This is a genomic window from Mycobacterium sp. NGS68, from assembly GCF_059812195.1.
Genome location: NZ_JCALCE010000018.1, coordinates 98,945 through 123,294 on the forward strand (window position 1 = coordinate 98,945; position 24,350 = coordinate 123,294).

The following is a 24,350-nucleotide window of genomic DNA, read 5'->3' on the forward strand; positions in this document are numbered from 1 at the left end:
GTGGGCGTGGTCTGTAGGCATTCCAGATGAGCGTTGTCCTGGCGCTCGATACGTCCACGCCGGCTGTGACGGCGGGGATCGTCAGCGTTGGCGACCTGACCACGCTGGCCGAACGGGTCACCGTCGACGCCCGCGCGCACGCCGAGCGGCTCACCCCGAACGTCCTGGCCGCGCTCACCGACGCCGCCTTGACGATGGCCGACCTCGACGCCGTGGTGGTGGGCTGCGGCCCCGGCCCGTTTACCGGCCTGCGGGCCGGGATGGCCACGGCCGCCGCCTACGGCCACGCGCTGGGCATCCCGGTGCACGGCGTGTGCAGCCTGGACGCCATCGGCGGGCAGACCGCCGGCGAGCTGCTGGTGGTTACCGACGCCCGCCGCCGCGAGGTCTACTGGGCGCGCTACCGCGACGGGGTGCGGGTCCACGGGCCCGACGTCGCCGCCCCCGCCGACGTCGATCCCGGCCCGGCGCGCGCAGTCGCCGGTTCACCGGCGCATGCGGCGCTGTTCGGCCTGCCAGTCATCGGGGCGGCCGCGCCGACGGCCGCGGGGCTGGTCGCCGCCGTCGCGGACTGGTCCGCGCAGCCCGCCCCGTTGGTGCCGCTGTATTTGCGCCGTCCGGATGCCAAGCCGCTGGCGGCGCGGGCATGAGCAGCGTCCTCGAGCCCATCGCCATCGGTGCGCTGACCCGCGCCGACGCCGCCCGCTGCGCCGAGCTGGAGGCCCAGCTGTTCCCCGGCGACGACCCGTGGCCGGCGGTGGCGTTTCACCGCGAACTGGCCGCCAAGCACAACCACTACGTGTGTGCGCGCGACGCCGCGGGCACGCTCGTCGGCTACGCCGGCATCTCGCGGCTCGGCCGCAAACCGCCCTTCGAGTACGAGGTGCACACCATCGGCGTCGACCCGGCCTACCAGGGCCGGGGCATCGGCCGTCGGCTCCTGGGTGAACTGCTGGCCTTCGCCGACGGCGGCGTCGTCTACCTGGAGGTCCGCACCGACAACGAGGTCGCCATCGCGCTGTATCGCAGCGTGGGGTTCGATCAGGTCGGATTGCGCAAGCGCTACTACCGGATCAGCGGCGCCGACGCGTACACCATGCGGAGGGACCCCGAATGACGACAATCCTGGCCATCGAGACCTCCTGCGACGAAACCGGAGTCGGCATCGCGCGGCTGGGCCCCGACGGCGTCGTGACGCTGCTGGCCGACGAGGTGGCGTCCAGCGTCGACGAACACGTCCGCTTCGGCGGCGTGGTGCCCGAGATCGCCTCCCGCGCGCACCTGGAGGCGCTGGGTCCGGCGATGCGGCGCGCGCTGGCGGCGGCGGGGTTGCAGCGGCCCGACATCGTCGCCGCCACGATCGGGCCGGGCCTGGCCGGCGCCCTGCTGGTCGGAGTGGCCGCGGCCAAGGCGTATGCGGCCGCCTGGGGAGTGCCGTTCTACGCCGTCAACCACCTGGGCGGGCATCTGGCCGCCGACGTCTACGAGCACGGACCGCTGCGGGAGTGCGTGGCGCTGCTGGTGTCCGGCGGCCACACCCACCTGCTGCACGTGCGCTCGCTGGGCGAGCCGATCGTCGAGCTGGGCAGCACCGTCGACGATGCGGCGGGGGAGGCCTACGACAAGGTGGCGCGGCTGCTGGGCCTGGGCTATCCCGGCGGCCGGGTGCTCGACGAGCTGGCCCGCACCGGTGACCCCGACGCCGTGCCGTTTCCGCGCGGCATGACCGGGCCGCGCGACGACCCGTACGCGTTCAGCTTCTCCGGTGTGAAGACCGCGGTGGCCCGGTACGTCGAGAGCAATCCCGGATATGTGCCCGCGGACGTCGCGGCCGGTTTCCAGGAGGCCGTCGCCGACGTGCTGACCCGCAAGGCGGTGCGCGCGGCGACCGAGCGGGGCGTGTCGACCCTGCTGATCGCGGGGGGAGTGGCCGCGAATTCCCGACTGCGGGAACTGGCCGCCGAGCGTTGTGCGGCGGCGGGCCTGGAGCTGCGGATTCCGCCGCTTCGGCTGTGCACCGACAATGGGGCGATGATCGCCGCGTTCGCCGCGCACCTGGTGGCCGCGGGGGCTCCGCCGTCGCCGCTGGACGCGCCGAGCGACCCGGGTATGCCCATAGTGAAAAGCCGCGTTGCCTGACTTTCACCGGGGTAGCCTTGAGTGCTAGCACTCGCGTGTATAGAGTGCTAGGTGGCGATTCGGACGGGCCCTCTGCCGGCACCCGCGACGACGGTGCGAGGACACGGACGGAAGCCGAAACACCTGGTAATTCGGACGGTTCGGGGTGAGCCCCGGACCGACCGCCAACTCTGGCCGGGGCGAAGGCCCCGGACCCGACATAACTAGTGGAGGGCCCCAATCGTGGCGAAGGTTAACATCAAGCCACTCGAGGACAAGATCCTCGTACAGGCCAACGAGGCCGAGACCACGACCGCTTCCGGTCTGGTCATTCCTGACACCGCCAAGGAGAAGCCCCAGGAGGGCACCGTCGTCGCAGTCGGTCCCGGCCGCTGGGACGAGGACGGCGAAAAGCGGATTCCGCTCGACGTCGCCGAGGGTGACACCGTCATCTACAGCAAGTACGGCGGCACCGAAATCAAGTACGGCGGCGAGGAATACCTGATCCTGTCGGCACGCGACGTGCTGGCTGTCGTCAACAAGTAAGACACCGTGTTCCGCCCCGGGATCCCCGCGCTTGCGCGCGGGTGATTTCCGGGGCGGCACGCGTCTGAGGGAGAGCCTGATGAGCAAACTTATTGAGTTCGACGAAACCGCGCGTCGCGCCCTGGAAGCCGGCGTGGACAAGCTCGCCGACGCGGTACGCGTGACGCTGGGGCCGCGCGGTCGCCACGTGGTGCTGGCCAAGTCCTTCGGCGGGCCCACGGTGACCAACGACGGCGTCACCGTCGCGCGTGAGATCGACCTGGAAGACCCGTTCGAGAACCTGGGCGCCCAGTTGGTGAAGTCGGTGGCCACCAAGACCAACGACGTCGCCGGCGACGGCACCACCACCGCGACCGTGCTGGCGCAGGCGCTGGTGAAGGCCGGCCTGCGGCTGGTGGCTGCGGGTGCCAACCCGATCGCGCTGGGGTCCGGCATCGGCAAGGCCGCCGACGCCGTGTCCGAGGCGCTGCTCGCGGCGTCGACGCCGGTCTCCGGCAAGGACGCGATCGCGCAGGTGGCGACGGTCTCGTCGCGCGACCCGCAGCTCGGTGAGCTGGTCGGCGAGGCGATGAGCAAGGTCGGGGCCGACGGCGTGGTGAGCGTCGAGGAGTCCTCGACGCTGGCCACCGAGCTGGAGTTCACCGAGGGCGTCGGCTTCGACAAGGGATTCCTGTCGGCGTACTTCGTCACCGACTTCGACTCCCAGGAGGCCGTGCTCGAGGACCCGCTGATCCTGCTGCACCAGGACAAGATCAGCTCGCTGCCGGACCTGCTGCCGCTGCTGGAGAAGGTCGCCGAGGCCGGCAAGCCGCTGGTGATCATCGCCGAGGACGTCGAGGGCGAGGCCCTGGCGACCCTGGTGGTGAACTCCATCCGCAAGACCCTGAAGGCCGTCGCCGTCAAGTCCCCGTACTTCGGCGACCGGCGCAAGGCGTTCCTGCAGGACCTGGCGGTGGTGACCGGCGGTGAGGTGGTCAACCCCGACGTCGGCCTGCTGCTGCGCGAGGTGGGGCTCGACGTGCTGGGCACGGCACGTCGCGTGGTCGTGACCAAGGACGACACGATCATCGTCGACGGCGGCGGGGACAAGGACGCGGTGGCGAACCGCGTCAAGCACCTGCGCGCCGAGATCGAGGCCAGTGACTCGGAGTGGGACCGCGAGAAGCTGGGTGAGCGGCTGGCCAAGCTGGCCGGCGGCGTGGCCGTCATCAAGGTCGGTGCCGCGACCGAGACCGCGCTGAAGGAGCGCAAGGAAAGCGTCGAGGATGCCGTCGCGGCGGCCAAGGCCGCGGTCGAGGAGGGCATTGTCGCCGGTGGCGGTTCGGCGCTGATCCAGGCGGGCAAGGGGCTGGCCGAGCTGCAGGCGTCGCTGTCCGGCGACGAGGCGGCCGGCGTCGGCGCGTTCGCCGAGGCGCTGCGCGCGCCGCTCTATTGGATCGCCACCAACGCGGGGCTCGACGGCGCGGTCGCGGTGCACAAGGTCAGCGACCTGCCGTCCGGGCAGGGCCTGAACGCCGACTCGTTGACCTACGGCGACCTGATCGGCGAGGGCGTCATCGACCCCGTCAAGGTCACCCGGTCGGCGGTGCTCAACGCCGCGTCGGTGGCCCGGATGGTGCTGACCACCGAGACCGCGGTCGTCGACAAGCCCGCCGAGGCGGCCGACGACGGTCACGGCCACGGGCATCACCACCACTAGAAGTTGCCACTGGAAGTACTGACACGAAACACCCCCGGTCCCGTTGGGCCGGGGGTGTTCTCGTGGTCGGTGTCCGGCCAGGCGAACCCGAGGGCGACGGCCAGGGCAGACCCTGGACGCGATGACCAAAGACTCTGCGAGGTCGTTACTTTGTCCGCTGCCGCTCGGCTCAGGTCGAGGCAAGGATGGGAATACATCCACGAGTCAAAGGGAGCCGAAATGATCGATTGCCAGTTGGACAAAGCCCACTCGATTCTGCACCTGCGGCCCGAATCATCGCTCGACAAGAGTGACTTCGCCGAACTCGCCAGGGTCGTCGACCCCGCGATCGAGGCGGGCGGCGATCTGGCCGGCGTCATCATCGAAGCGCCTCACTTTCCGGGGTGGGACAGTTTCGGGGCGCTGGTGAGTCACATCCGTTTCGTGCGCGATCACCACAAGCACGTCAAGAAGATCGCGGTCGTCACGGATTCACACATCGGGGACTTCGCTCAGCATCTGGGCTCGCACTTCGTCGCGGCAGAGGTCCGTCATTTCGGCGCCGGCGAGGCCGAGCAGGCCGAAGGCTGGATCACCGGCGGCGAGTAGCTACCTGCTCCCCGCTCACCAGCAATCCGGCGGACGCGAACTTCAGTCCGGCCCGCAGTTCGTCGAGGCTGATCGGGTCGTCGGATTCGATGTAGCGCAGGGTGGTCGCGACGGCCATGTTGAAGAACAACCACGCCAGCGCGCCGGGACTCAACTCGTCGCGGTATTGGCTGCGGTAATGGTTCATGTGCAGCTTGGTCATCGCGAGCAGGGTGGCGTTGAGTCCTGAAATGTTCTCGAAGGTGCGGATGTGATCGGGCCGTTCGGCGAGGTAGCGGATCAACCGCCGGTTGGCGATGGTGTAGTCGATGAGGATGTCGATCGATGACTCCATCGCGGATTCCGGCTGGTCGAGGGTGATCGCCCGGAGCATGTCCTCGATAGCGGGCGCCTGTTCGGCCGCGAGCTGCTCGATCGCGGCGTTGATCATCTGCTCCTTGTTCGCGAAGTACTGGTAGATCGATCCCTTGCTGATGCCCGCCTTCTCGGCGATCAGGTTGGTGGTGATCTGGTCGGGTGCGTGCTTGTGCAGCAGCGCGACCGTCGTCGACACGATTTTTGCGACCATCTCGCGGGAGCGCGCCTGTTGCGGGGCCTTTCGGCGCTCTGAACTGGGATTTATACCGCTCACGAGCTCTCCTGACGCGACTTGAATGCGACCTGACGGTCATATTAGCGTCATTGTGATCAGTCGACAGAAGGGTTGCCGATGACCGCCACCGATCTCTATGTTCATCAGCACGCCGAGGATGCGCAGGGTTCAGGGGCCGTCGAACTCGTCCCGCTGGATTCGCTGACCGCCGAGCACACCGGGCGATGGACCTTCCTCGTTCTCGAGGGTGCCGCGTTCATGATGCAGGCCATGCATCCGGTCATCGCCGAGATCACCGGCCGGTACTCCGCGGCATTCCACGGTGACCCGGGCGGCCGCGCGATACGTTCGGTCGACTCGGTGCTGCGCTGGACTTACGGCGGGACCGAGGCCGCCGCCGAGGGTGACCGCGTGCGCGCGATGCACCAGCCGATCGCGATGAAGAGCGCCGAAACCGGCAAGCGGATCAGCGCCCTGAACCCCGAGGCCTACCAGTGGGTGATCGCGACGGGCTACATCGTCAACGCGCAGGCGGGGCGGTTGCTGATCGGCCGGGAATTCACCGACGCCGAGAAAGAGGAACTGCTGCGCGACAACCGCCGGCTGGCCCGGCTGCTGCACGTGCCGATGCGCGGTTACCCCGAGACGCAGCAGGAAATGACCGACTACTTCGAGTCGATGATCGACACTCTGCAGGGCACCCCGCAGGCGCTGCAGTTGATGCACGACCTGCAGACCGGCAAGGTCGACCTGCCGCCGTCGTTCCCGAAGGCGTTGGCGCCTCTGGCGAGGGCCTCGGCTCGACCCGCGCTGCGGCTGAACTACCTGTCGATCGTCGGGCTGCTCGACCCGCGCCTTCGCGAGAAGCTCGGCGCCACGTGGAGCGCGGAGGAGGAGCGCCAGCTCACCCGGCGCTACACCGCGATCCGGACCGCCTACCGGGTGCTGCCCGACCGGCTGACGTATTTTCCGTTGGCGTACCACGCCCGTAAGCACCACCAGTGCCTCGAGAAGATGAAGAAGCGCCAACAGAAGTCGTACGCCTACAACCTGCCGAAAGGCGCCGAATAACCGAGCTAGTCTCGCCCCATGGACCGCATCCTGCAGGCGGCGTGGGACCGTCACGGCGCACGGTATTCGTGGGCGCTGGCCGGGGTTGTGGTGATGCTGGCCTTGCCGATTTACCTGCTGTTGGCGCTGGTCATCGTCGCCTTCGAGAAGTCCACTCGCTACCTCGAGGCGACGGGCATCACCGTGGTCGCCGTGCTGATCCTGGTGTGCTCGCTGGGTCCGCCGGGTCGAGGGGTGTGGCGGCAGTTCGAGCGCTGGGCCGCGGGCGAAGAGATGGATCGGCGCGCGATGTTGCAGACCACGTATGTGTGGGCGCGTAACGCGCCGGTCCGCTGGGTGATCGGCAACGGCGCGCTGGCCGCGGCGCTGGCGGTGGCGGTGGGCATGGTCGCCGGGGCTACCCCGTCACGGCTGGTCCAGTACGCGATCGTGGGGGCCACGATTCAGGGCCCGTGCCAGCTGATCGGGGTGCACAGCCTGGTCGAGGCGGTGATGCGGCCGGTGCGGGCGTCGTTGATCGGCGGCACGGCCATCGGCGACTCCCTGCCCCGTTCCCAGCCGACGTTCGCCACGTGGTCGAAGCTGTCGATGCTCGGCGTCGCGCTGGCGTTCGCGATCGAGAGCGCGATGCTGGCCGCGGTTTTCGACGGGACGAGCCGGCTGCCCATCCTCTGGGTGGTGATCGGTTGCGCGTTGACGCTGGGCATCGGCTTCCCGTTGACCGTGGGCGCGGCGTTCGCGCCGTCGCTCCGGCCGATCCGGGACCTGGCCGACGGGACCAGACGCGTTGCGGCTGGGGACTACAGCGTGCGGTTGCCTGTGGTCCAGGACGATGACCTAGGCGTGCTCGCGGCGTCGTTCAACCGCATGCAGGCCGGTTTGGCCGAGCGGCAGCGGCTGCAGGTCGCGTTCGGCTCCTACGTCGACCCCGCGTTGGCGGCGCGTCTGCTCGAGCAGGGCGACGACGTCTTCACCGGTGAGCGGCGCCAGGTGACCGTCATGTTCATCGATATACGTGAGTTCACGTCGTATGCCGAGGCCCACACCGCCGAGGACACCGTGATCCGCCTCAACGCGTTGTTCGAGATCGTCGTGCCCGCCATCGTCGACGCGGGTGGGCACGTCAACAAATTCCTCGGCGACGGCGCGTTGGCGGTCTTCGGCGCCCCGAACGAACTGCGCGGCCATGCCGACGCGGCATTGGCCGCCGCCGTCGCGATACATCGTCTCGTCGCGGAGCGCTTCGTCGGCGAGCTTCGCATCGGCATCGGGATCAACACCGGCCTGGTGATCGCCGGCACCATCGGTGGCGCGGGCAAACTGGAGTTCACCCTGATCGGTGACACCGTCAACGTCGCCGCCCGGGTGGAGCAGCTCACCAAGGCCACCGGCGACGACATTCTGCTCACGCAGCAGTCGGTCGACGCCCTCATCGACCGCTCAGTCGACCTGGTGGATCGGGGTTTTCACGTCGTGAAGGGCAAAGCGGCCGCCGTGCAGGTTTTCGGTCTGGCCGGCTTATGACGACCGCCCAGTCATCTTCACAGCCTCCTCGGTGAGGACCCTGCCGCCCACGCCGTCGACAGCCCGGCGGAAGGCCTGTACGCCGAGACCCATTGCCAGGGAACGCAATTGGATGGTCTGGTCGGTGACGGTATGCCACTGGTCGGCGGGCAGTCCGGCCTCGACGAACGGTCCCCAAATGCCGTCGCGGCAAAGGTCGACGAGGGCCTGTGCGCTCGCAGTCTGCTGCTCGGCCATCAGGATCAGGGTCCGCGTGACGTCACTCAGCGCTAGCCCGAGGTCGACCAGCTTCTCGACGTAGTCGAACGTTGCCGTATCGGTGATGACGAGGAGTTCGTCGTCGACAACTTCGACCAGTCCGCACGACGACAGGTCCTGCTCGGCGTCGGCGCCGAACCGGTCGGCCAAGTCGGTCCTTTTCATCTCCATCGATCCGGTGGGATTGGCCGGGCTGAGCACTTCGGCGGCGAGGCGGCGTATGTCGGGTGCCGACTCGGCCGACTGGTCCAGTATCCGTCGGCTGACATCAAGCGGAAAGCCTTGCGCCCGAAGTGATTTGATCCGCTCGATGCGGGCCAGGTGATCGTCGGTATAGATCCCGATGCGCCCGCGGCGCTGCGGCGGTGGCAGCAGGCCGAGCGTTTGCCACTCGCGGATGTTCCGCGCGGTCATGTCGACGCGGCGGGCGAGTTCGTCGATCGTCATCTCCAACGCGGCCGGGCTCCCTTGTCAATTACGGACTCAACAGTTACGGTCCGATCTGTAATCGTAGCTCGGAGGCGTGACCGATGGCAGTTGCTAGCGCAGTCCAATTCACCGGCTCGGCGATCAAGGTGCTCAGCGGTTCGGTGCGGGGCAACAAACGGGGACCCCGCCGGCCGGTCGGGGCGGCGATCACCAGCTACGACCCGCTGGACCCGGCGACGGCGGCACAACCGCACGAGGCCTTCCGGCGACTGCACGCCGGCAGTCGGGTGCAGTACAACTCGAGACGATCCGTGTGGATCCTGAGTCGGCTGGACGACGTCCGCTCGGCCCTGCGCGACTCCGCGTCGCTATCCAGCGCCGACGGCCCCACCCGGGTCCGGTTGCGGGTGCCGACGCTGGTCTCGAGCGACGGTGAAAAGCATGCTCAGCTGCGCCGCCAGGTGATGCCCGCCTTTACGAAAGCGGCATTGGAGGGATGGCGGGCAACCGTCAACGCGCTGGCTGCCGAAACGGTGTGCGATGTGTTGGACCACCCCGGTTGCGACGTCATGCAGCGGTTGGCGATACCGGTGCCGGTGCGGCTGATAGCCCAACTGTTGGGCGTCCCCGACACGGACGTGGCCGATTTCCGACACTGGTCGGAAGCGTCCGTGCAGATCACCGATCTGGCGCTGACGGCGGACGGTGCCCGCAAGCTCGCAGGTGTGCTCAGGGGCGCGTGGGCGATGAATCGCTATTTCCGGCGGCAGTTCGCGGTGGGCGGGTTGAAGGGCTCGGCCACCATCCTCGGACGGCTTTTGGCCGAGAACGAGGCGGGCTCGCTTACCGACACCGAGCTCTTCCAGTTCGCGATGCTGTTGCTGCTGGCGGGCAACGAGACGACCACCAATCTGCTGGGTGGGATGTTCGCCACGCTGGCCGACGACCCCGAGCAGTTCGATCTCTTGCGCTCCGATCCCACGCTGGTCCCGATGGCGGTCGAGGAAAGTCTGCGGTACCTGTCGCCGGCCCAGAATATCTATCGCACGGCGCTCAGCGACTACCGAGTCGGGGAGGTAACCATTCCGGCCGGCGCGCGGATCCTGCTCTGCATCGGCGCCGCCAACCGCGATCCGCGGGTCTTCGACGAGCCCGACCAGTTCCGGGTGCAACGAAACCCCACCCAGCACATCGCCTTTGGGTTCGGCGTCCACCTGTGTATCGGCGCGCAACTGACTCGCATGGAGGCCCAAGCGGTGCTTCGTGAACTCGTGACACGAGCGAGCGGGATGTCCGCGGCCGGTGAAACGAAGTGGTCGACCGGGAGCCTGTTGCGGGGTCCGACGCGCGTGCCGGTTCGTCTCACGCGGGCCTGACGGGTTGAGCGGTACAGCTCGCGCGGCTCGGAAGGTACTGAACTCGACAGAGTGAAGTGGCATGGTCGACGCGATGGCCGATGAAAATTCTTGCCCGGAGGTGTCATAACCGGCGTATCGCGTTCGTAGCGATCATGAAGGGCGGCCACCGCGGTTGCCCCACCATCCGAAGGAGCACGATCATGCCTCAGTATTTTCTGGGCGTCATCCACGACACAGCCGCCATTGCCGCCATGGCCGACATGACGCCGGAACAGAAGCAGCCCGTCTTCGACGCTGTCGACGTCTTCAACGCCAAGTTGCAGGCCGAGGGCGCCTGGGTCTTCGCCGGCGGCCTGACTACGCACGAGTCGACGGTCGGCGTTGACAACACCGGCGAGGCACCCCTCATCACAGACGGCCCGTTCACGGAGTCCAAGGAATACCTCTGCGGTTTCTGGATCATCGATGCCGTCGACCTCGACGCCGCTCTCGACTGGGCCAAAGCGGGCTCCCAGGCCTGCGGGACCCGTGTGGAGGTGCGGCCGTTCGAAGACGAAAGCTAGGCGCGAATCTTGCTGCGACGCTTCGGCGATAACGACCTCGCCGAGGAGTCGGCCAGCGTGGCCGCGGGGGCCCAACTGCGGTGACTTCGTTGAGTCTGCGGTGAGTGCGCTGCCTACTCGCACTCTTGCGCAGTGGACGCAGAGTGAGCGATGTGGCGTGGGGTCGCGGTTGTTGAGTCTGCGGTGAGTGTGGTGTCTTCTCGCACTTTTCCGCAGTGGACGCAGAGTGAGTGGTGTGGGCGCAGACTCGGCAGCAGCCGCAGACTCGGCAGCGGTGTCAGCCAGCAGCGGCAGCCCAGCAGCCCCGCCCGACCCCCACGTCTGCTCGCGGGATTAGGCCGACCGTCGGCGCCCCAGGGAGCCCTTCAGCAGCAGGTCGCGCTCGGCTTCGGACAGCCCACCCCAGACGCCGTAAGGCTCACCCACTTCCAGGGCATGCGACCGGCACTGCTCGATCACCGGGCAACGCCGGCACATCTCCTTGGCGCGCTGTTCGCGTTGCATGCGGGCACGGCCGCGCTCACCGTCGGGGTGGAAGAACATGGACGAATCCTGGCCACGGCACAGGCCCTGCAGTTGCCAGTTCCAGATGTCGGCATTCGGTCCAGGTAGCTGCTCAGGTTGCGGCATTGGATGTTCCTCTCTGCACGACACGCTCAAGTGAGTGATCGACTGATGTGAGTGGCGTCCCCGATGACTACCCGTCAAGATTACAAGTTAGGTGGGCTGTTGAAATTCAGTCAACATGTGTCTACTGTGACCAAAATCCGAAGCGTTGCAAGAGAATTAACTTTGCGTTCATCTCCCACGCATTTGTGGAACGCTAGCTGTGCTAACAGCAAGCCGGGTGTCGGGATATCCATGCAGCTCAAGCGGGTGACACCCGGCGTTGTCAATAACACACCGGCACTTGTGAGTAATATTCCGGTAACACAGATACCACAAACTTTTTACCACTGACGCGCAGTGCTATCACCGTGATTGAAACCCATCTCAGTCTGATCAATGAGGAGGCCCTGGTCGCGGCCGCCTTTGGAAATCGGCCCGACAGTTGGCCGCTGCCAACGGCGTCCACGCCCTACCAGTTGTGGCTGCGTGCCGTCGCCGCCGGCGGGCAGGGCCGCTACGGCAGCGCGTACCGCGACCTGGAGACGCTGCGGCGCGATATTCCGGCCGGGCCGCTGGTCTCGCTGGCGCACAGCACGCAGGGATCGTTCCTGCGCCAACTCGGGTGGCACACTCTGGCGCGCCGCTGGGACGGCCGCGCCCTGGCCCTGGCCGGCGGCGATCCGCAGGCCCGCGCCGACGCACTGGTCGGGCTGGCGGCCGACGCGCTGGGCGTCGGCCGCTTCGCCGCGTCCGCGACGTTGTTGACCCGCGCGGACGCCGCCGTGCAGGCGGCCGAGCTGCCCCAGGCCGTCGCGGAGCGGCTGGCGGTGCGCCGCCGCTGGGTGGGCGCCGAGCTGGCCATGTTCTCCGGGGCGGGCCCGACGGCGGTGCGGCACGCCGAGCAGGGCGTCGAGCTGGCGAGCGCCATGACCGTCCCGTCGGCCCGGCATCGGGTGAAAAGCGACGTGGTGCTGGCCGCGGCGCTGTGCAGTGCCGGTGACATCGAGCGCGCCCGCACCGTCGCCGACGCCGCGCTACATGCAACCGAACGATTTGCGCTTATACCACTTCGGTGGGCATTAGCCCGCTTGCTGGCCGATATCGGAAGCGTCACATTTACGGCACAAGAACTACACCAATTTCGCGATATCTGTGCAGGTCAGGTGCGGCGTGCGGGTGGGACCTGGCATTCTGCTTGAAATGGATTTCGGCATTTATTGCCGGTCCGTGAGTTAGCCCCGGGATGTGTCCAGTTCGTAACGTTGGAGATACCGCCGTCGATGACAATTCAAGGGGAACGTCTCGACGCTGTGGTTGCGGAGGCCGTGGCAGGAGACCGGAACGCGCTTCGGGAGGTGCTGGAGACCATCCGTCCGATCGTCGTCCGATATTGCCGAGCGCGAGTCGGCACGGTCGACCGGGGAGGCCTATCAGCGGATGACGTGGCTCAGGAGGTTTGCTTGGCCACCATAACGGCGCTGCCGCGATACCGGGACCGGGGACGCCCTTTCCTGGCCTTCTTGTACGGCATCGCGGCCCACAAGGTTGCCGACGCCCATCGGGCCGCCGGCCGCGATCTCGCCTACCCCGCCGAGACTGTTCCCGAATGCCGCTCGGCCGACGCCGGCCCGGAACAGCTGGCCATCGAAGCCGACTCGGTCACCCGGATGAACGAACTGCTCGACATCCTGCCCGCCAAGCAGCGCGAGATCCTGATCCTGCGGGTGGTGGTCGGCCTGTCCGCCGAGGAGACCGCCGCCGCGGTGGGCAGCACGACGGGCGCGGTCCGGGTGGCCCAGCATCGGGCGCTTCAACGGTTGAAAGACGAGATTGTCGCGGCAGGTGATTATGCGTGATCTAGGTTCTGATTTGGGTTTTTCCGGCGACGATCGGCCGGCCGGCCTGGACGAGTTGGCCCGCACCGATCTGCTGCTCGACGCGCTCGGCGAGCGCGCGGACCCGGTGTTCGACGACACTGACGACCCCATGGACGAAGCGCTGGCCGCCCTGATGGGGCAGTGGCGCGACGACCTGCGGTGGCCTCCGGCCAGCGCACTGGTTTCGCCTGAGGAGGTCGTCGAGGCGCTGCGCACCGGAATAGAGGACCGCCGCCGCGCGCGGCACGGCCTGGCGGCAGTCGGGTCGGTCGCCGCGTCGCTGCTGGTGCTCAGTGGCTTCGGGGCGGTGGTGGCCGAGGCCCGGCCCGGCGACACCCTCTACGGCCTGCACGCGATGTTCTTCGACGAGCGGCACGTCAACGAAGACCACGTGGTGCTGTCGGCGAAGGCCGATTTGGCGAAGGTGCAGCAGATGATCGACGAGGGCCGGTGGACGCAGGCCCAGAATCAGCTCGCCGAGATCAGCAGCGCCGTGCAGTCGATGAACAACGACGGCCGCCGGCAGGACCTGATCAACGAGCTGAACCTGCTGAACACCAGGGTGGAGAGCCGCGACCCGAACGCGACGCTGCCGCTGGCCGCGCCGCCGCCCCCGGCGGTGGCCCAGGTTCCGCAGTCGAAGGTTCCGCAGTCGAAGGCTCCGAAATCGAGACCGGCCCCGCCCGTCGCCTCGACGACCCCGCCCAGCACGACGGCGGTGACCACGTCGCCGCCGACAACCACCGCGCCGCCGACAACCACGACGAACCCCACTACGACGTCGTCAACCAAGCACCATCATCACGACAAGTCGTCGACTTCAGCGGAGCCGACTCCGTAACGTCGCCGAGACCCAATGCAGCGCCGCGGCGACAGTCCTCACATTGCAGGCTCGGGCCGTGAGGGGCCTGATATTGCCGGGTTTTGGCGGGATTTCTGCGAATTTGGGCGCCTTCGCGGCGGGCGGGGTGGTGAACGTCGCCCCCGTCGCGCCCTCGCGGGCTGGCGGCGGCCCGAGCCGCCGTGCGAGCGTCCACACGATGCCGGGGCGCTCGCCGACAGTGAAATCCCTGCGAGATCCAAGCCGTCTTTTCGCGACCAGTTCACTCTCGGCGCAGCGGTGACGCCGGAGGACGGGTGAATCAGTGGCGGCGGTGATAACCGTCGGCGTCTGAGGTGGCCTCGTTAAGCGAGGCGTCCGCGTATCCGCGGCAGTAATCCCAGGTGACGTAGGAGTCCGGCTCGGGGTCGTAGGCCGGCTCGTGCGGGCGGACGGTGCCGTCGATCAGCAGCTGCAGCAGGTTGGCGCGCAGCATGTCCCAGTCGTGGTAGTGATCCTGCTGACACTCGTCGCAACACACGACGAGCCCGCGAATCCCCTTGTGCGCGAGCAGGGCCTCATACACGGCCAGGTCGGCCAGGTCGGCCTCGACCGCCATCCGCTCCTGCTGATCCAGGGGCTGGCCCGGCTCTACAGCATCGAGGGCTGACGACGGGTCATAGGGGTCGTCGGCGAACGGGTCGGGCGGCAAACCCGGCGGGAGGTGGTCGCGCACGCCTCTAGGGTACGCAGTCGGGCGACAATAACGCTAGCTGCTCAATCCCAGTGCCATTCCCGGGCTATTCCCGAGCCGAGCCACACCGAATAGCTGCCAGTGGGGCCGTCGCTGAGCCGATAGGATGGGCTTCTCGCTTCGAATCACTTCGAATCACGTCGAACCACCCGCAAGCATGCGTATGGGAGGACCCGCAGATGTCCCGTGGCATGTCAGGCCTCGAAGAAAGCTCTGACCTGGTCGCCAGTCCGTACGTGCGCGACGCCCCGCTCGGGAGCCTGGCGGTCGAGCAGGTGCCGACCGGCGGCGACAACCCCAACAAGATCGCGATGCTCGGGCTGACGTTCGACGACGTCCTGCTGCTGCCCGCGGCGTCCGACGTGGTGCCCGCCACAGCGGACACCTCCAGCCAGCTCACCAAGAAGATCCGGCTCAAGGTGCCGCTGGTCAGTTCGGCGATGGACACGGTCACCGAGTCGCGGATGGCCATCGCGATGGCCCGCGCCGGCGGAATGGGCGTGCTGCACCGCAACCTGCCGGTTGCCGAACAGGCCGGCCAGGTCGAGATGGTCAAGCGGTCCGAGGCCGGCATGGTCACCGACCCGGTCACCTGCCGGCCGGACAACACGTTGGCGCAGGTCGACGCGCTGTGCGCGCGGTTCCGCATCTCCGGGCTGCCGGTCGTCGACGACGACGGCGCGCTCGTCGGGATCATCACCAACCGGGACATGCGGTTCGAGGTCGACCAGTCCAGGCACGTCGCCGAGGTGATGACCAAGTCGCCGCTGATCACCGCGCAGGAAGGTGTCAGCGCCGACGCGGCCCTGGGCCTGCTGCGGCGTAACAAGATCGAGAAGCTGCCGATCGTCGACGGCCACGGCCGGCTGACCGGCCTGATCACGGTCAAGGACTTCGTCAAGACGGAGCAACACCCGCTGGCCACCAAGGACAGCGACGGCCGCCTGCTGGTGGGCGCGGCCGTCGGCGTCGGCGGGGACGCGTGGGTGCGCGCGATGATGCTGGTCGACGCCGGCGCGGACGTGCTGATCGTCGACACCGCGCACGCGCACAACCGGCTGGTCCTCGACATGGTCGCCCAGCTCAAGGCCGAGGTCGGCGACCGGGTCGAGGTGATCGGCGGCAACGTCGCCACCCGCTCCGCGGCGGCCGCGCTGGTCGAGGCCGGCGCCGACGCGGTGAAGGTGGGCGTGGGCCCCGGCTCGATCTGCACCACCCGGGTGGTGGCGGGCGTCGGCGCTCCACAAATCACAGCGATTCTGGAAGCCGTCGCGGCGTGCGGAGCGTCCGGTGTGCCGGTGATCGCCGACGGGGGACTGCAGTACTCCGGCGACATCGCCAAGGCGCTGGCCGCGGGCGCGTCGACGGCCATGCTGGGCTCGCTGCTGGCGGGCACCGCCGAGGCGCCCGGCGAGCTGATCTTCGTCAACGGCAAGCAGTACAAGAGCTACCGCGGCATGGGGTCGCTGGGCGCCATGCAGGGTCGCGGCCCTTCTGGTTTGGGAGGCAAGTCGTACTCCAAAGACCGCTACTTCGCCGACGACGCGCTGTCGGAGGACAAGCTGGTGCCCGAGGGCATCGAGGGCCGGGTGCCGTTCCGCGGCCCGCTGTCGTCGGTGATCCATCAGCTGACCGGCGGCCTGCGCGCCGCGATGGGCTACACCGGCTCACCCACCATCGAGGTGCTGCAGCAGGCACAGTTCGTCCGGATCACCCCGGCCGGCCTCAAAGAGAGCCATCCGCACGACGTCGCGATGACCGTCGAAGCGCCGAACTACTACGCACGCTGAGAGCCCGCTGACGAAAATGGTCGAAATCGGGATGGGCCGCGCCGCCCGTCGCACCTATGAACTGAGCGAAATCAACATCGTGCCGTCGCGGCGCACCCGATCGTCGCAGGACGTGTCGACGGCGTGGCAGCTCGACGCCTACCGGTTCGAGATCCCGGTGCTCGCACACCCGACGGACGCGCTGGTGTCGCCGGAGTTCGCGATCGAGCTCGGCCGGCTCGGCGGGCTCGCCGTGCTCAACAGCGAGGGCCTGATCGGCCGGCACGCCGACGTCGAAGCCCGGGTGGCGCAGCTGGTCGAGGCCGCCAGCAAGGAGCCCGAGCCGTCGGCGGCCATCCGGCTGCTGCAGGAGCTGCACGCAGCCCCGCTCAACCCCGACCTGCTGGGTGCCGCCGTGGCCCGCGTCCGCGAAGCCGGCGTCACCACCGCGGTGCGGGTCAGCCCGCAGAACGCCCAGGCGCTGACGCCGGTGCTGGTGCAGGCCGGCATCGACCTGCTGGTCATCCAGGGCACGATCGTCTCCGCCGAGCGGGTCGTCCGCGACGGCGAGCCGCTCAACCTCAAGACATTCATCGCGGAGCTGGACATCCCCGTCGTCGCCGGCGGCGTGCAGGACCATCGGACGGCCCTGCACCTGATGCGCACCGGGGCGGCCGGCGTCATCGTCGGCTACGGCGCCACCCGCGGCGTGACCACCACCGACGAGGTGCTGGGCATCAGCGTGCCGATGGCCACCGCAATCGCCGACGCCGCCGCCGCGCGCCGCGAGTACCTCGACGAGACCGGCGGGCGCTACGTGCACGTGCTGGCCGACGGCGACATCCACACCTCCGGCGAGCTGGCCAAGGCCATCGCCTGCGGCGCCGACGCGGTGGTGCTGGGCACCCCGCTGGCCGAGGCGGCCGAGGCGCTGGGTCAGGGCTGGTTCTGGCCGGCCGCGGCGGCGCACCCGTCGCTGCCGCGCGGGGGGTTCCTGCAGATCGCCGTCGGCGAGCGGCCGTCGCTGCAACAGGTCCTCAACGGTCCGTCCGACGACCCGTTCGGCACCCTGAACCTGGTCGGCGGCCTGCGCCGGGCGATGGCCAAGGCCGGCTACTGCGACCTCAAGGAATTCCAGAAGGTCGGCCTGACCGTCGGCACCTGACGTCCAGCGCCCGTCCGTCAGGGGCAGGTGATCGTGAGTTTGAAGTTCAGCGATCCCGGGGGGTAGGCGGGGTATTTCGGGGCAGTGCCGGACGTCTTGACGGTGAGGCCGGGGAATGCCCAGGGTGGGCCGCCGGGGATAATTTCGGCCTGGGTTCCGTTGTAGGGACCGGTCGTATAGCTGCCGCCGCCGTTCGGGAGATTGATGGTCAGGTCTTTCAAGGTGGCCCCTTGGTGCAAGAGGTTGACGACTATTTGTGTATCACTCATGTGGGTTCGGATATGCACGGTCTTGTCGGGGGAGTAACTGTCCCAACCGCATTCGACGTTGCCGATGATGGGCTCGGGTTTGCCATTGAGTTCTAACTGCACCAGTGGGTTCGGGGTCCGCGGGATGCCGGGTATCACCATGGGCGTGGATTCGGGCGCGGTTGTGGCGGGCGCGGCCGGCGTTTGCGCCGTGGCCGCAGACGGTGTTGCGCCGTGCTGCTTCGGTTCATGAGCGGCGACGATGCCGGCCGCGGCCACAGCCACGATGGCGGCCAGCGCACCGCCGGTGATGAGCATCGGTCGTGGGTCGGCGGTGGTGCCGCCGCGGGCAGCGAAAAACTCTCGGCTTTGCGGACTCACCAGGCTGCGGACGACCAGCAGGGCGATTGCGATTCCAGCGATCGACGAAAGCGGATTTCCGTAATGAAAGACGGCCATGGTCGTTGCTTGGATGACCTGACCCGCCACCAACACGAACGCGGTATAGATGAGGATCTTGTTGGTTGTTCCCCGCAGCACTGCTACGCCGCCCCACGTGCTGAAGACGGCCAAGGCCAGGTCGAAGATCACATAGGCGTAGGCAATGCCCGACGGGCCAAACAATTCGTTACCAGCTATTAGGAAACTCAGAAATGCGCCGGATAGCTGCATGAACGCGGCAATGAAAGCGAAAACCGCGGCCGTCGTGACGGCGCGCGGCCGGCGAGCGGCGTCGTGTGCCCCAGTGGCATCCGGCGGCAGCATCTGATCCGACATGTTCCCCCCAAATCAATCGGCTTAGCTCGGTTTTCGAGCTAATTACGACGTGACGACATCAGAAAGAACGTGACGTTGGCGCCGTCGACCTGCGTGATCCGCATGTGCGCGGTGTACGGACCCTCTGGCCCGGTGAAGTGACAGTCGAACTCGTTGGTCACCTTCGCTTCCACACCCGACGGACAATTCACGTCGTAGGGGTGAAAGCCCGTCTGGCTCGCGACGCTGTCGGCCACCGCCTTCGCCGCGGCTGAGGGCGACACGGTTCCCGACGCGCTGCTCGGGTCGGCCCATGCCGCGCCCCCACAGCCGATCACCGGCACCGCTCCCAGCACCGCAAGCGCCCTTGCCGCCGTCCGCATCGTCATCGTGGTTGTCCCTTCTCGTCGCCGCTCGCCCGCAGAGCAGACTCACATGAGAATCGCACGACAGCGCGCAGATTTGTGCGATTGTCTGTCCGCTCGCCGTAGGCTGGGCCGATGAAGCCGGATTACGACGTCCTGATCATCGGTTCGGGTTTTGGCGGCAGCGTCAGCGCGCTGCGGCTTACCGAAAAGGGCTACCGGGTCGGCGTGCTGGAAGCCGGTCGGCGCTTCACCGACGAGGAGTTCGCCAAGACGTCGTGGGACCTGCGCAAGTTCCTGTGGGCGCCGCGACTGGGCTGCTTCGGCATCCAGCGCATCCACCCGCTCAAGAACGTGATGATCCTGGCCGGCGCCGGGGTGGGTGGCGGCTCGCTGAACTACGCCAACACGCTCTACGTGCCGCCGGACCCGTTCTTCAACGACCAGCAGTGGAAGCACATCACCGACTGGCGCGGCGAACTCGGGCCCCATTACGACCAGGCGCAGCGGATGCTCGGCGTGGTGTACAACCCGACGTTCACCGACGCGGACCGCATCGTCAAACAGGTCGCCGACGAGATGGGGTGCGGCGACACGTTCGTGCCGACGCCGGTCGGCGTGTTCTTCGGCCCCGACGGCACCCAGGCCCCGGGCGTCACCGTGCCCGACCCGTTCTTCGGGGGCGCCGGGCCGGCACGCACCGGCTGCCTGGAATGCGGCTGCTGCATGACCGGCTGCCGCCACGGCGCCAAGAACACCCTGGTGAAGAACTACCTCGGGCTCGCGGAATCCGCAGGCGCACAGGTGATTCCGATGACCACGGTGAAGGGGTTCGAGCAGCGGTCCGATGGGCTGTGGGAGGTGCGTACCGTACGCACCGGCAGCTGGCTGCGCCGCGACAGGCGCACGTTCACCGCCACCCACCTGATCCTGGCCGCGGGCACCTGGGGCACTCAGCACCTGCTGTTCCGGATGCGCGACGCCGGGAAACTGCCCAGGCTGTCGAACAAGCTGGGCGTTCTGACTCGGACCAACTCCGAGTCGATCGTCGGCGCCGCGACCCTGTCGGTGAACCCCGACCTGGACCTGACCCACGGCGTGGCGATCACGTCGTCCATACACCCCACGCCGGACACCCACGTGGAGCCGGTTCGCTACGGCAAGGGCTCCAACGCGATGGGGCTGCTGCAGACCCTGATGACCGACGGCTCCGGCCCGGGCGGCACCGACGTACCGCGCTGGAAGCAACTGCTGGACCAGGCCAGATCGGACCCGAAGCACATCCTGCGGCTGCTCAATCCCAGGCAGTGGAGTGAGCGCACGCTGATCGCGCTGGTGATGCAGCACCTGGACAACTCGATCACCACGTTCACCAAGCGCGGCAAGCTGGGCATCCGCTGGTACACGAGCAAGCAGGGCCACGGCGAGCCGAACCCCACCTGGATCCCGGTCGGCAACGAGGTCACCCGCCGCATCGCCGAAAAAATCGACGGCGTGGCCGGCGGCACCTGGGGCGAGCTGTTCAACATCCCGCTGACCGCCCACTTCCTCGGCGGCGCGGTGATCGGCGACAGCCCCGAGCACGGCGTCATCGACCCGTACCACCGGGTGTACGGCTACCCGACGATGTATGTCGTCGACGGCGCGGCGATCTCGGCCAACCTGGGCGTCAACCCCTCGTTGTCTATCGCCGCACAGGCCGAGCGCGCCGCGTCGTTGTGGCCGAACAAGGGCGAGAACGACCAGCGGCCCCTGCAGGGGGACGACTATCACCGGCTGGACCCGATCGCACCGGAGCACCCGGTGGTGCCCGCGGCGGCGCCGGGCGCTCTGCGGTGGCTGCCGATCGAGCCGGTCAGCGACGCCGTCTAGCGGGTGACCCCGCCGAACGTGAATTCCCTGCGAAATCGAGGCCGTTTTCTCGCAGCAGATTAACGCTCGGCGCAGCGGGTGAGGGTCTCGGCGCCGTCGGGCGCCTTCTAGCTCGCGAGCGGCTGGTCGAGCGGCGCGCCGCTGAGCACCCGGCTGCGTTCCCCGTGCACGCTGACCGGCACGTCGCCCATCAGGGTCACCCGGTGCATGAGGCGGGGCTGGTCGTCGTAGTCGTCGATGGCGCGGTGCTGCGTCGCCCGGTTGTCCCAGATGGCGACGTCGCCCGGCGCCCAGTTCCAGCGAACGGTGTTCTCTGGCATGGTGATTCGCCGTTGCAGCAATTCCAGCAGCACGCTTGATTCGTGGCTGTCCAGCCCCACGAAGTTGCGGACGAAATCGCCGGCCACCAGGGTGCGCTCGCCGGTCTCCGGGTGCACCCGCACGACGGGATGCTCGGTGCGGAAGTCCGCCTTCTCGAACACCTGCCGGAACACCTTCTGCGCGTCGGTCATCGCCGCGGCGGCTTCGTCGGTGATGTAGTCGTAGCGGTTGGTGTGCACGGCCCAGAGGTTGTCGACGAGGCACTTGAGCGGCTCGGGCAGCTGGTCGTACGCCGCCGCCGTGGACGCCCACAGCGTCGAGCCGCCGTAGCTGGGCAGGGTGACCGCCCGCAGGATCGAGGCGGCCGGGTAGTTCGCGGCGAACGTGACGTCGGTGTGCCAGCGATTGGCCTTGCCGAACTCGGAGTTGATCGGGGTGATGATCGGCGCGTTCTTGGCGGCCAGGACGGCGGCGGCGGGGTGGCCCACCGGCGTGCCGAGCAGCCCGCCGAACGCCAGCTGCTCGCCGTCGTCGAGGTGGTGCTGGTCGCGGAAGAAGACCACCTTGTGCGTCAACAGCGCCTGGTGGATCGCTTCCAGCGTGTCGGCGTCGAGGTCGCCCCCGAGTCGTACCCCGTCGATACGGGCGCCGATGCGGCTGCCCAGTTTGGTGACGGTGATCGTGTCTGTCATTGCAGTCGTCCTTGCTTCAAGCCTGGTGTAGTCAGCTGACTACAGCGGCCAGTGTAGTCAGTTGACTACGGTTCGGCAAGGGCCCCGCGCTCAGCTCGCAATCACCTCGAGCGGGGCGCCGCTGATCACCCGGCTGCGTTCGCCGTGCACGTTGACCGGGACGTCGCCCAGCAGGGTGACCCGATGCATCAGCCGCCGCTGGTTGTCGTAGTCGTCGATGGCCCGGTGCTGGGTGGCGCGGTTGTCCCAGATGCCGACGTCACCCGGCGCCCAGTTCCAGCGGATGGTGTTCTCCGGCTGGGTGATTCGCCGCTGGAGCAGTTCGAACAGGACCTGCGACTCGTGCGGTTCCAGGCCGACGAAGCTGCGGACGAAGCTGCCGGCCAACAGCGTGCGTTCGCCGGTTTCGGGGTGCACCCGCACCACCGGGTGTTCGGTGCGGAAGTCCGGCTGCTGGAAGCCCTGCACCAGGGTCCGCTGAGCATCGGTCAGGGATTCCAGGTCGGCATCGTTGATCGCGTAGTCGAACTTGTTGGTGTGCAGGGCCCAGAGGTTTTCGACGAGGTGTTTCAGCGGTGCGGGCAGGTGGTGGTAGGCGGCCGCTGTGGAGGCGAACAGCGTCGAACCGCCGTAGCCGGGCAGGGTGATCGCTCGCAGGATCGAGGCCGCCGGGTAGTTCGCGGCGAAGGTGACGTCGGTGTGCCACTGGGTCGCCTTGCCCCATTCGGAGTTGATCGGTGTGATGATCGGCCCGACGTCGCCGACGCCGACGAAGGCCCGCGCGGCCGGGTGGGCGACCGGCGTGCCCAGCAACCCGGCGAAGGCGAGGTGCTGCTCGTCGTCGAGATGGTCCTGGCCCCGGAAGAAGATCACCTTGTGGACCAGCAGCGCCCGGTGGATCTGCTCGACGGTGTCCGGGTCGAGGTCGCCGCCGAGTCGCACTCCGTCGACTTGGGCACCGATGCGGCTGGTGAGCTTCCTGATGATTACCGGCTGTGTCATTGCTGTCGTCCTGGCGCGAGGGGAGGTGTAGTCAGTTGACTACCTCAGTTAACGTAGGTGCGTGACGGACGGGTCGGCAAGCATTTCGCGCGGGAAGATTCCCACCGGTCGGGAAGAGGTGGCCGCGGCGATCCTGCAGGCGGCCACCGACCTGTTCGCCGAGCGCGGGCCGGCCGCGACGTCCATCCGCGACATCGCCGCCCGGTCGAAGGTCAACCACGGCTTGGTGTTTCGCCACTTCGGCGCGAAGGAACAACTGGTGGGCGCCGTGCTCGATCACCTGGGCGCGGCGACCACGGCACTGCGGCGTGGCGGCGCACCCGACGCGGAGCTGGAGGAAGCCATGGACCGGCATTTGCGGGTGATAGCCCGCACCTTGCTGGACGGCTACCCGGTGGGACAACTGCAGACGCAGTTCCCCGGCATGGCGGAGCTGCTGGAGGCGGTGCGCCCCCAGTTCGACGACGACCGCAGCGCGCGGCTGGCCGTCGCCAATGCCGTTGCGCTGCAATTCGGCTGGCGGCTCTTCGAACCGTTCCTGCGCGCATCGACCGGTCTAGACGAGCTGACGGACACCGAATTGCGCGAGGCCGTGCTGGCCGAGTTGGCGCGCATCGTCGAACCGCACTGAGCCCGCTTGCCGCCTTTGGGCGCCTCAGCGCATGAATTCCGCAAGGTTTTCCCAAACATTCTTTTAGCGCCGTCGCCGATCGTCATCGCCATGACGACAAGCATTGTGAAGACGACGAGCGCGCTGGCCGCGCTCGTCACCGCATCGGTGATCGGGTTCGCGGGCGCGGCGCACGCCGCTCCCAACCCCGTGGGCAACGGGCCCCGGATGTACGGCGACCCCGCCGCCGCCGCGCCGTTCTGGCGCAGGCAACACGGGACGGACTGCGCGCAGATGGCCGTCGCCGACGTGGTGGGCGAGGTCACCCGCCGCCAGCCCGACGAGCCGCAGATCAAGGCGCTGTCGCAGGCCACGCCGAGCTCCGTTCACCCCGGGCCGATCTGGCAGCCCGGCGGCCCCACCGACAACCGGGATCTGCCGATTCTGTTGGCACACTACGGCGTTCGGTCCACGATGGGCCTGTTCACCCTCGACGCGCTGGAGGACGAGCTGGCGCGCGGACACAAGGTGATCGCCGGGGTCAACAGCGAGATCCTGTGGAACGCGCGGGGCGACCGTTCCCGCGAGGACCACTTCGTCGTCGTCACCGGCATCGACACCAGGGCCGGCATGGTGCACCTCAACGACAGCGGCATCGACAGCGGCCGCGACGAGCAGGTTCCGCTCGCCGCCTTCGAACGGTCGTGGGCGACCAGCAACAACTTCGCCGTGGTAACCGGTTGA

The 24,350-nt window shown here is 68.0% G+C and carries 26 protein-coding genes; 18 read left to right on the forward strand and 8 right to left on the reverse strand.

Annotation, left to right across the window (positions count from 1 at the left end):
• Positions 1–26 precede the first annotated feature (26 nt).
• The 6 genes from tsaB to AC5Y5V_RS19935 all read left to right on the forward strand — a co-directional run bounded on the left by tsaB (position 27) and on the right by AC5Y5V_RS19935 (position 4,951).
• Entirely contained in the window at positions 27–650 is a 624-nt protein-coding gene (gene tsaB / locus AC5Y5V_RS19910; RefSeq protein ID WP_499938835.1) for a tRNA (adenosine(37)-N6)-threonylcarbamoyltransferase complex dimerization subunit type 1 TsaB, read from the forward strand.
• The gene (gene rimI, locus AC5Y5V_RS19915; protein ID WP_499938839.1) at positions 647–1,117 is read left to right on the forward strand and encodes a ribosomal protein S18-alanine N-acetyltransferase; all 471 of its coding nucleotides are present in this window, start codon (positions 647–649) and stop codon (positions 1,115–1,117) included. Before tsaB ends, rimI begins: the two co-directional genes overlap by 4 nt.
• Complete coding sequence (gene tsaD, locus AC5Y5V_RS19920) at positions 1,114–2,139, forward strand: tRNA (adenosine(37)-N6)-threonylcarbamoyltransferase complex transferase subunit TsaD (RefSeq protein WP_499938841.1); 1,026 nt, start codon at positions 1,114–1,116, stop codon at positions 2,137–2,139. The genes rimI and tsaD overlap by 4 nt, the downstream gene beginning before the upstream one ends.
• Before the next feature lie 222 nt (positions 2,140–2,361).
• Positions 2,362–2,664, forward strand: a complete 303-nt coding sequence (gene groES, locus AC5Y5V_RS19925) for a co-chaperone GroES (RefSeq protein ID WP_065156784.1) — start codon at positions 2,362–2,364, stop codon at positions 2,662–2,664.
• A 79-nt stretch (positions 2,665–2,743) separates the two neighbouring features.
• Positions 2,744–4,363, forward strand: coding sequence for a chaperonin GroEL (groL, locus tag AC5Y5V_RS19930; RefSeq protein ID WP_499938844.1), 1,620 nt, complete (start codon positions 2,744–2,746; stop codon positions 4,361–4,363).
• Between the two features lie 219 nt (positions 4,364–4,582).
• Positions 4,583–4,951, forward strand: coding sequence for a SpoIIAA family protein (locus AC5Y5V_RS19935; RefSeq protein ID WP_499938847.1), 369 nt, complete (start codon positions 4,583–4,585; stop codon positions 4,949–4,951).
• On the opposite strand, the gene AC5Y5V_RS19940 is transcribed toward AC5Y5V_RS19935, so the two are convergent.
• The gene (locus AC5Y5V_RS19940) at positions 4,935–5,519 is read right to left on the reverse strand and encodes a TetR/AcrR family transcriptional regulator (RefSeq protein ID WP_499938849.1); all 585 of its coding nucleotides are present in this window, start codon (positions 5,517–5,519) and stop codon (positions 4,935–4,937) included. The two genes, AC5Y5V_RS19935 and AC5Y5V_RS19940, sit on opposite strands and share 17 nt — an antisense overlap.
• A 141-nt stretch (positions 5,520–5,660) precedes the next feature.
• On the opposite strand from AC5Y5V_RS19940, the gene AC5Y5V_RS19945 reads away from it, so the two are divergent.
• Together AC5Y5V_RS19945 and AC5Y5V_RS19950 are read left to right on the forward strand one after the other, a co-directional pair.
• Positions 5,661–6,614: an oxygenase MpaB family protein gene (locus tag AC5Y5V_RS19945; RefSeq protein ID WP_499938851.1), complete on the forward strand. Its 954-nt coding sequence runs from the start codon at positions 5,661–5,663 to the stop codon at positions 6,612–6,614.
• A gap of 18 nt (positions 6,615–6,632) precedes the next feature.
• Positions 6,633–8,138 carry an adenylate/guanylate cyclase domain-containing protein gene (locus tag AC5Y5V_RS19950; RefSeq protein ID WP_499938853.1) on the forward strand — a complete coding sequence of 502 codons (1,506 nt, stop codon included), beginning with the start codon at positions 6,633–6,635 and terminating at the stop codon, positions 8,136–8,138.
• Here the strand turns inward: AC5Y5V_RS19950 and AC5Y5V_RS19955 are convergent.
• Positions 8,133–8,843, reverse strand: coding sequence for a MerR family transcriptional regulator (locus AC5Y5V_RS19955; protein WP_499938855.1), 711 nt, complete (start codon positions 8,841–8,843; stop codon positions 8,133–8,135). The genes AC5Y5V_RS19950 and AC5Y5V_RS19955 overlap by 6 nt on opposite strands.
• Before the next feature lie 83 nt (positions 8,844–8,926).
• Between AC5Y5V_RS19955 and AC5Y5V_RS19960 the strand changes: the two genes are divergently transcribed.
• Positions 8,927–10,201, forward strand: coding sequence for a cytochrome P450 (locus tag AC5Y5V_RS19960; protein ID WP_499938857.1), 1,275 nt, complete (start codon positions 8,927–8,929; stop codon positions 10,199–10,201).
• Positions 10,202–10,383: 182 nt separating this feature from the next.
• Complete coding sequence (locus AC5Y5V_RS19965) at positions 10,384–10,746, forward strand: YciI family protein (protein WP_499938859.1); 363 nt, start codon at positions 10,384–10,386, stop codon at positions 10,744–10,746.
• A 333-nt stretch (positions 10,747–11,079) separates the two neighbouring features.
• Here AC5Y5V_RS19965 and AC5Y5V_RS19970 read toward each other — a convergent pair whose 3' ends face one another.
• Complete coding sequence (locus tag AC5Y5V_RS19970) at positions 11,080–11,376, reverse strand: WhiB family transcriptional regulator (RefSeq protein WP_499938861.1); 297 nt, start codon at positions 11,374–11,376, stop codon at positions 11,080–11,082.
• A gap of 347 nt (positions 11,377–11,723) precedes the next feature.
• Here AC5Y5V_RS19970 and AC5Y5V_RS19975 point away from each other — a divergent pair, with 347 nt between their 5' ends.
• The 3 genes from AC5Y5V_RS19975 (at position 11,724) to AC5Y5V_RS19985 (ending at position 14,073) form a co-directional block, all read left to right on the forward strand.
• Positions 11,724–12,554: a hypothetical protein gene (locus AC5Y5V_RS19975; RefSeq protein ID WP_499938863.1), complete on the forward strand. Its 831-nt coding sequence runs from the start codon at positions 11,724–11,726 to the stop codon at positions 12,552–12,554.
• Positions 12,555–12,635: 81 nt separating this feature from the next.
• Positions 12,636–13,211, forward strand: coding sequence for an ECF RNA polymerase sigma factor SigD (sigD, locus tag AC5Y5V_RS19980; protein WP_499938917.1), 576 nt, complete (start codon positions 12,636–12,638; stop codon positions 13,209–13,211).
• Positions 13,204–14,073 carry an anti-sigma-D factor RsdA gene (locus AC5Y5V_RS19985; RefSeq protein ID WP_499938867.1) on the forward strand — a complete coding sequence of 290 codons (870 nt, stop codon included), beginning with the start codon at positions 13,204–13,206 and terminating at the stop codon, positions 14,071–14,073. Before sigD ends, AC5Y5V_RS19985 begins: the two co-directional genes overlap by 8 nt.
• Positions 14,074–14,374: 301 nt before the next feature.
• Here AC5Y5V_RS19985 and AC5Y5V_RS19990 read toward each other — a convergent pair whose 3' ends face one another.
• Positions 14,375–14,788 (reverse strand): DUF5319 domain-containing protein, encoded by a 414-nt coding sequence (locus AC5Y5V_RS19990; protein ID WP_499938869.1) that lies wholly within the window; start codon positions 14,786–14,788, stop codon positions 14,375–14,377.
• 197 nt (positions 14,789–14,985) lie between these two features.
• On the opposite strand from AC5Y5V_RS19990, the gene guaB reads away from it, so the two are divergent.
• Together guaB and AC5Y5V_RS20000 are read left to right on the forward strand one after the other, a co-directional pair.
• Complete coding sequence (gene guaB / locus AC5Y5V_RS19995) at positions 14,986–16,596, forward strand: IMP dehydrogenase (RefSeq protein ID WP_499938872.1); 1,611 nt, start codon at positions 14,986–14,988, stop codon at positions 16,594–16,596.
• Between the two features lie 16 nt (positions 16,597–16,612).
• Positions 16,613–17,740 carry a GuaB3 family IMP dehydrogenase-related protein gene (locus AC5Y5V_RS20000; protein ID WP_499938875.1) on the forward strand — a complete coding sequence of 376 codons (1,128 nt, stop codon included), beginning with the start codon at positions 16,613–16,615 and terminating at the stop codon, positions 17,738–17,740.
• Between the two features lie 17 nt (positions 17,741–17,757).
• Here the strand turns inward: AC5Y5V_RS20000 and AC5Y5V_RS20005 are convergent, their stop codons facing one another.
• Positions 17,758–18,765, reverse strand: a complete 1,008-nt coding sequence (locus AC5Y5V_RS20005; RefSeq protein WP_499938878.1) for a hypothetical protein — start codon at positions 18,763–18,765, stop codon at positions 17,758–17,760.
• A gap of 38 nt (positions 18,766–18,803) precedes the next feature.
• On the reverse strand, positions 18,804–19,133 hold the full coding sequence (locus AC5Y5V_RS20010) for a DUF4333 domain-containing protein (protein ID WP_499938880.1): 330 nt from the start codon (positions 19,131–19,133) through the stop codon (positions 18,804–18,806).
• A 111-nt stretch (positions 19,134–19,244) separates the two neighbouring features.
• Here AC5Y5V_RS20010 and AC5Y5V_RS20015 point away from each other — a divergent pair, with 111 nt between their 5' ends.
• On the forward strand, positions 19,245–20,981 hold the full coding sequence (locus AC5Y5V_RS20015; protein ID WP_499938882.1) for a GMC oxidoreductase: 1,737 nt from the start codon (positions 19,245–19,247) through the stop codon (positions 20,979–20,981).
• A gap of 107 nt (positions 20,982–21,088) precedes the next feature.
• On the opposite strand, the gene AC5Y5V_RS20020 is transcribed toward AC5Y5V_RS20015, so the two are convergent.
• Together AC5Y5V_RS20020 and AC5Y5V_RS20025 are read right to left on the reverse strand one after the other, a co-directional pair.
• Positions 21,089–21,994, reverse strand: coding sequence for a TauD/TfdA dioxygenase family protein (locus tag AC5Y5V_RS20020; RefSeq protein WP_499938885.1), 906 nt, complete (start codon positions 21,992–21,994; stop codon positions 21,089–21,091).
• A gap of 90 nt (positions 21,995–22,084) precedes the next feature.
• Positions 22,085–22,996, reverse strand: coding sequence for a TauD/TfdA dioxygenase family protein (locus tag AC5Y5V_RS20025; RefSeq protein WP_499938887.1), 912 nt, complete (start codon positions 22,994–22,996; stop codon positions 22,085–22,087).
• A 61-nt stretch (positions 22,997–23,057) separates the two neighbouring features.
• Between AC5Y5V_RS20025 and AC5Y5V_RS20030 the strand changes: the two genes are divergently transcribed.
• On the forward strand, positions 23,058–23,627 hold the full coding sequence (locus AC5Y5V_RS20030) for a TetR/AcrR family transcriptional regulator (RefSeq protein WP_499938890.1): 570 nt from the start codon (positions 23,058–23,060) through the stop codon (positions 23,625–23,627).
• 90 nt (positions 23,628–23,717) lie between these two features.
• The gene (locus tag AC5Y5V_RS20035) at positions 23,718–24,350 is read left to right on the forward strand and encodes a C39 family peptidase (protein ID WP_499938893.1); all 633 of its coding nucleotides are present in this window, start codon (positions 23,718–23,720) and stop codon (positions 24,348–24,350) included.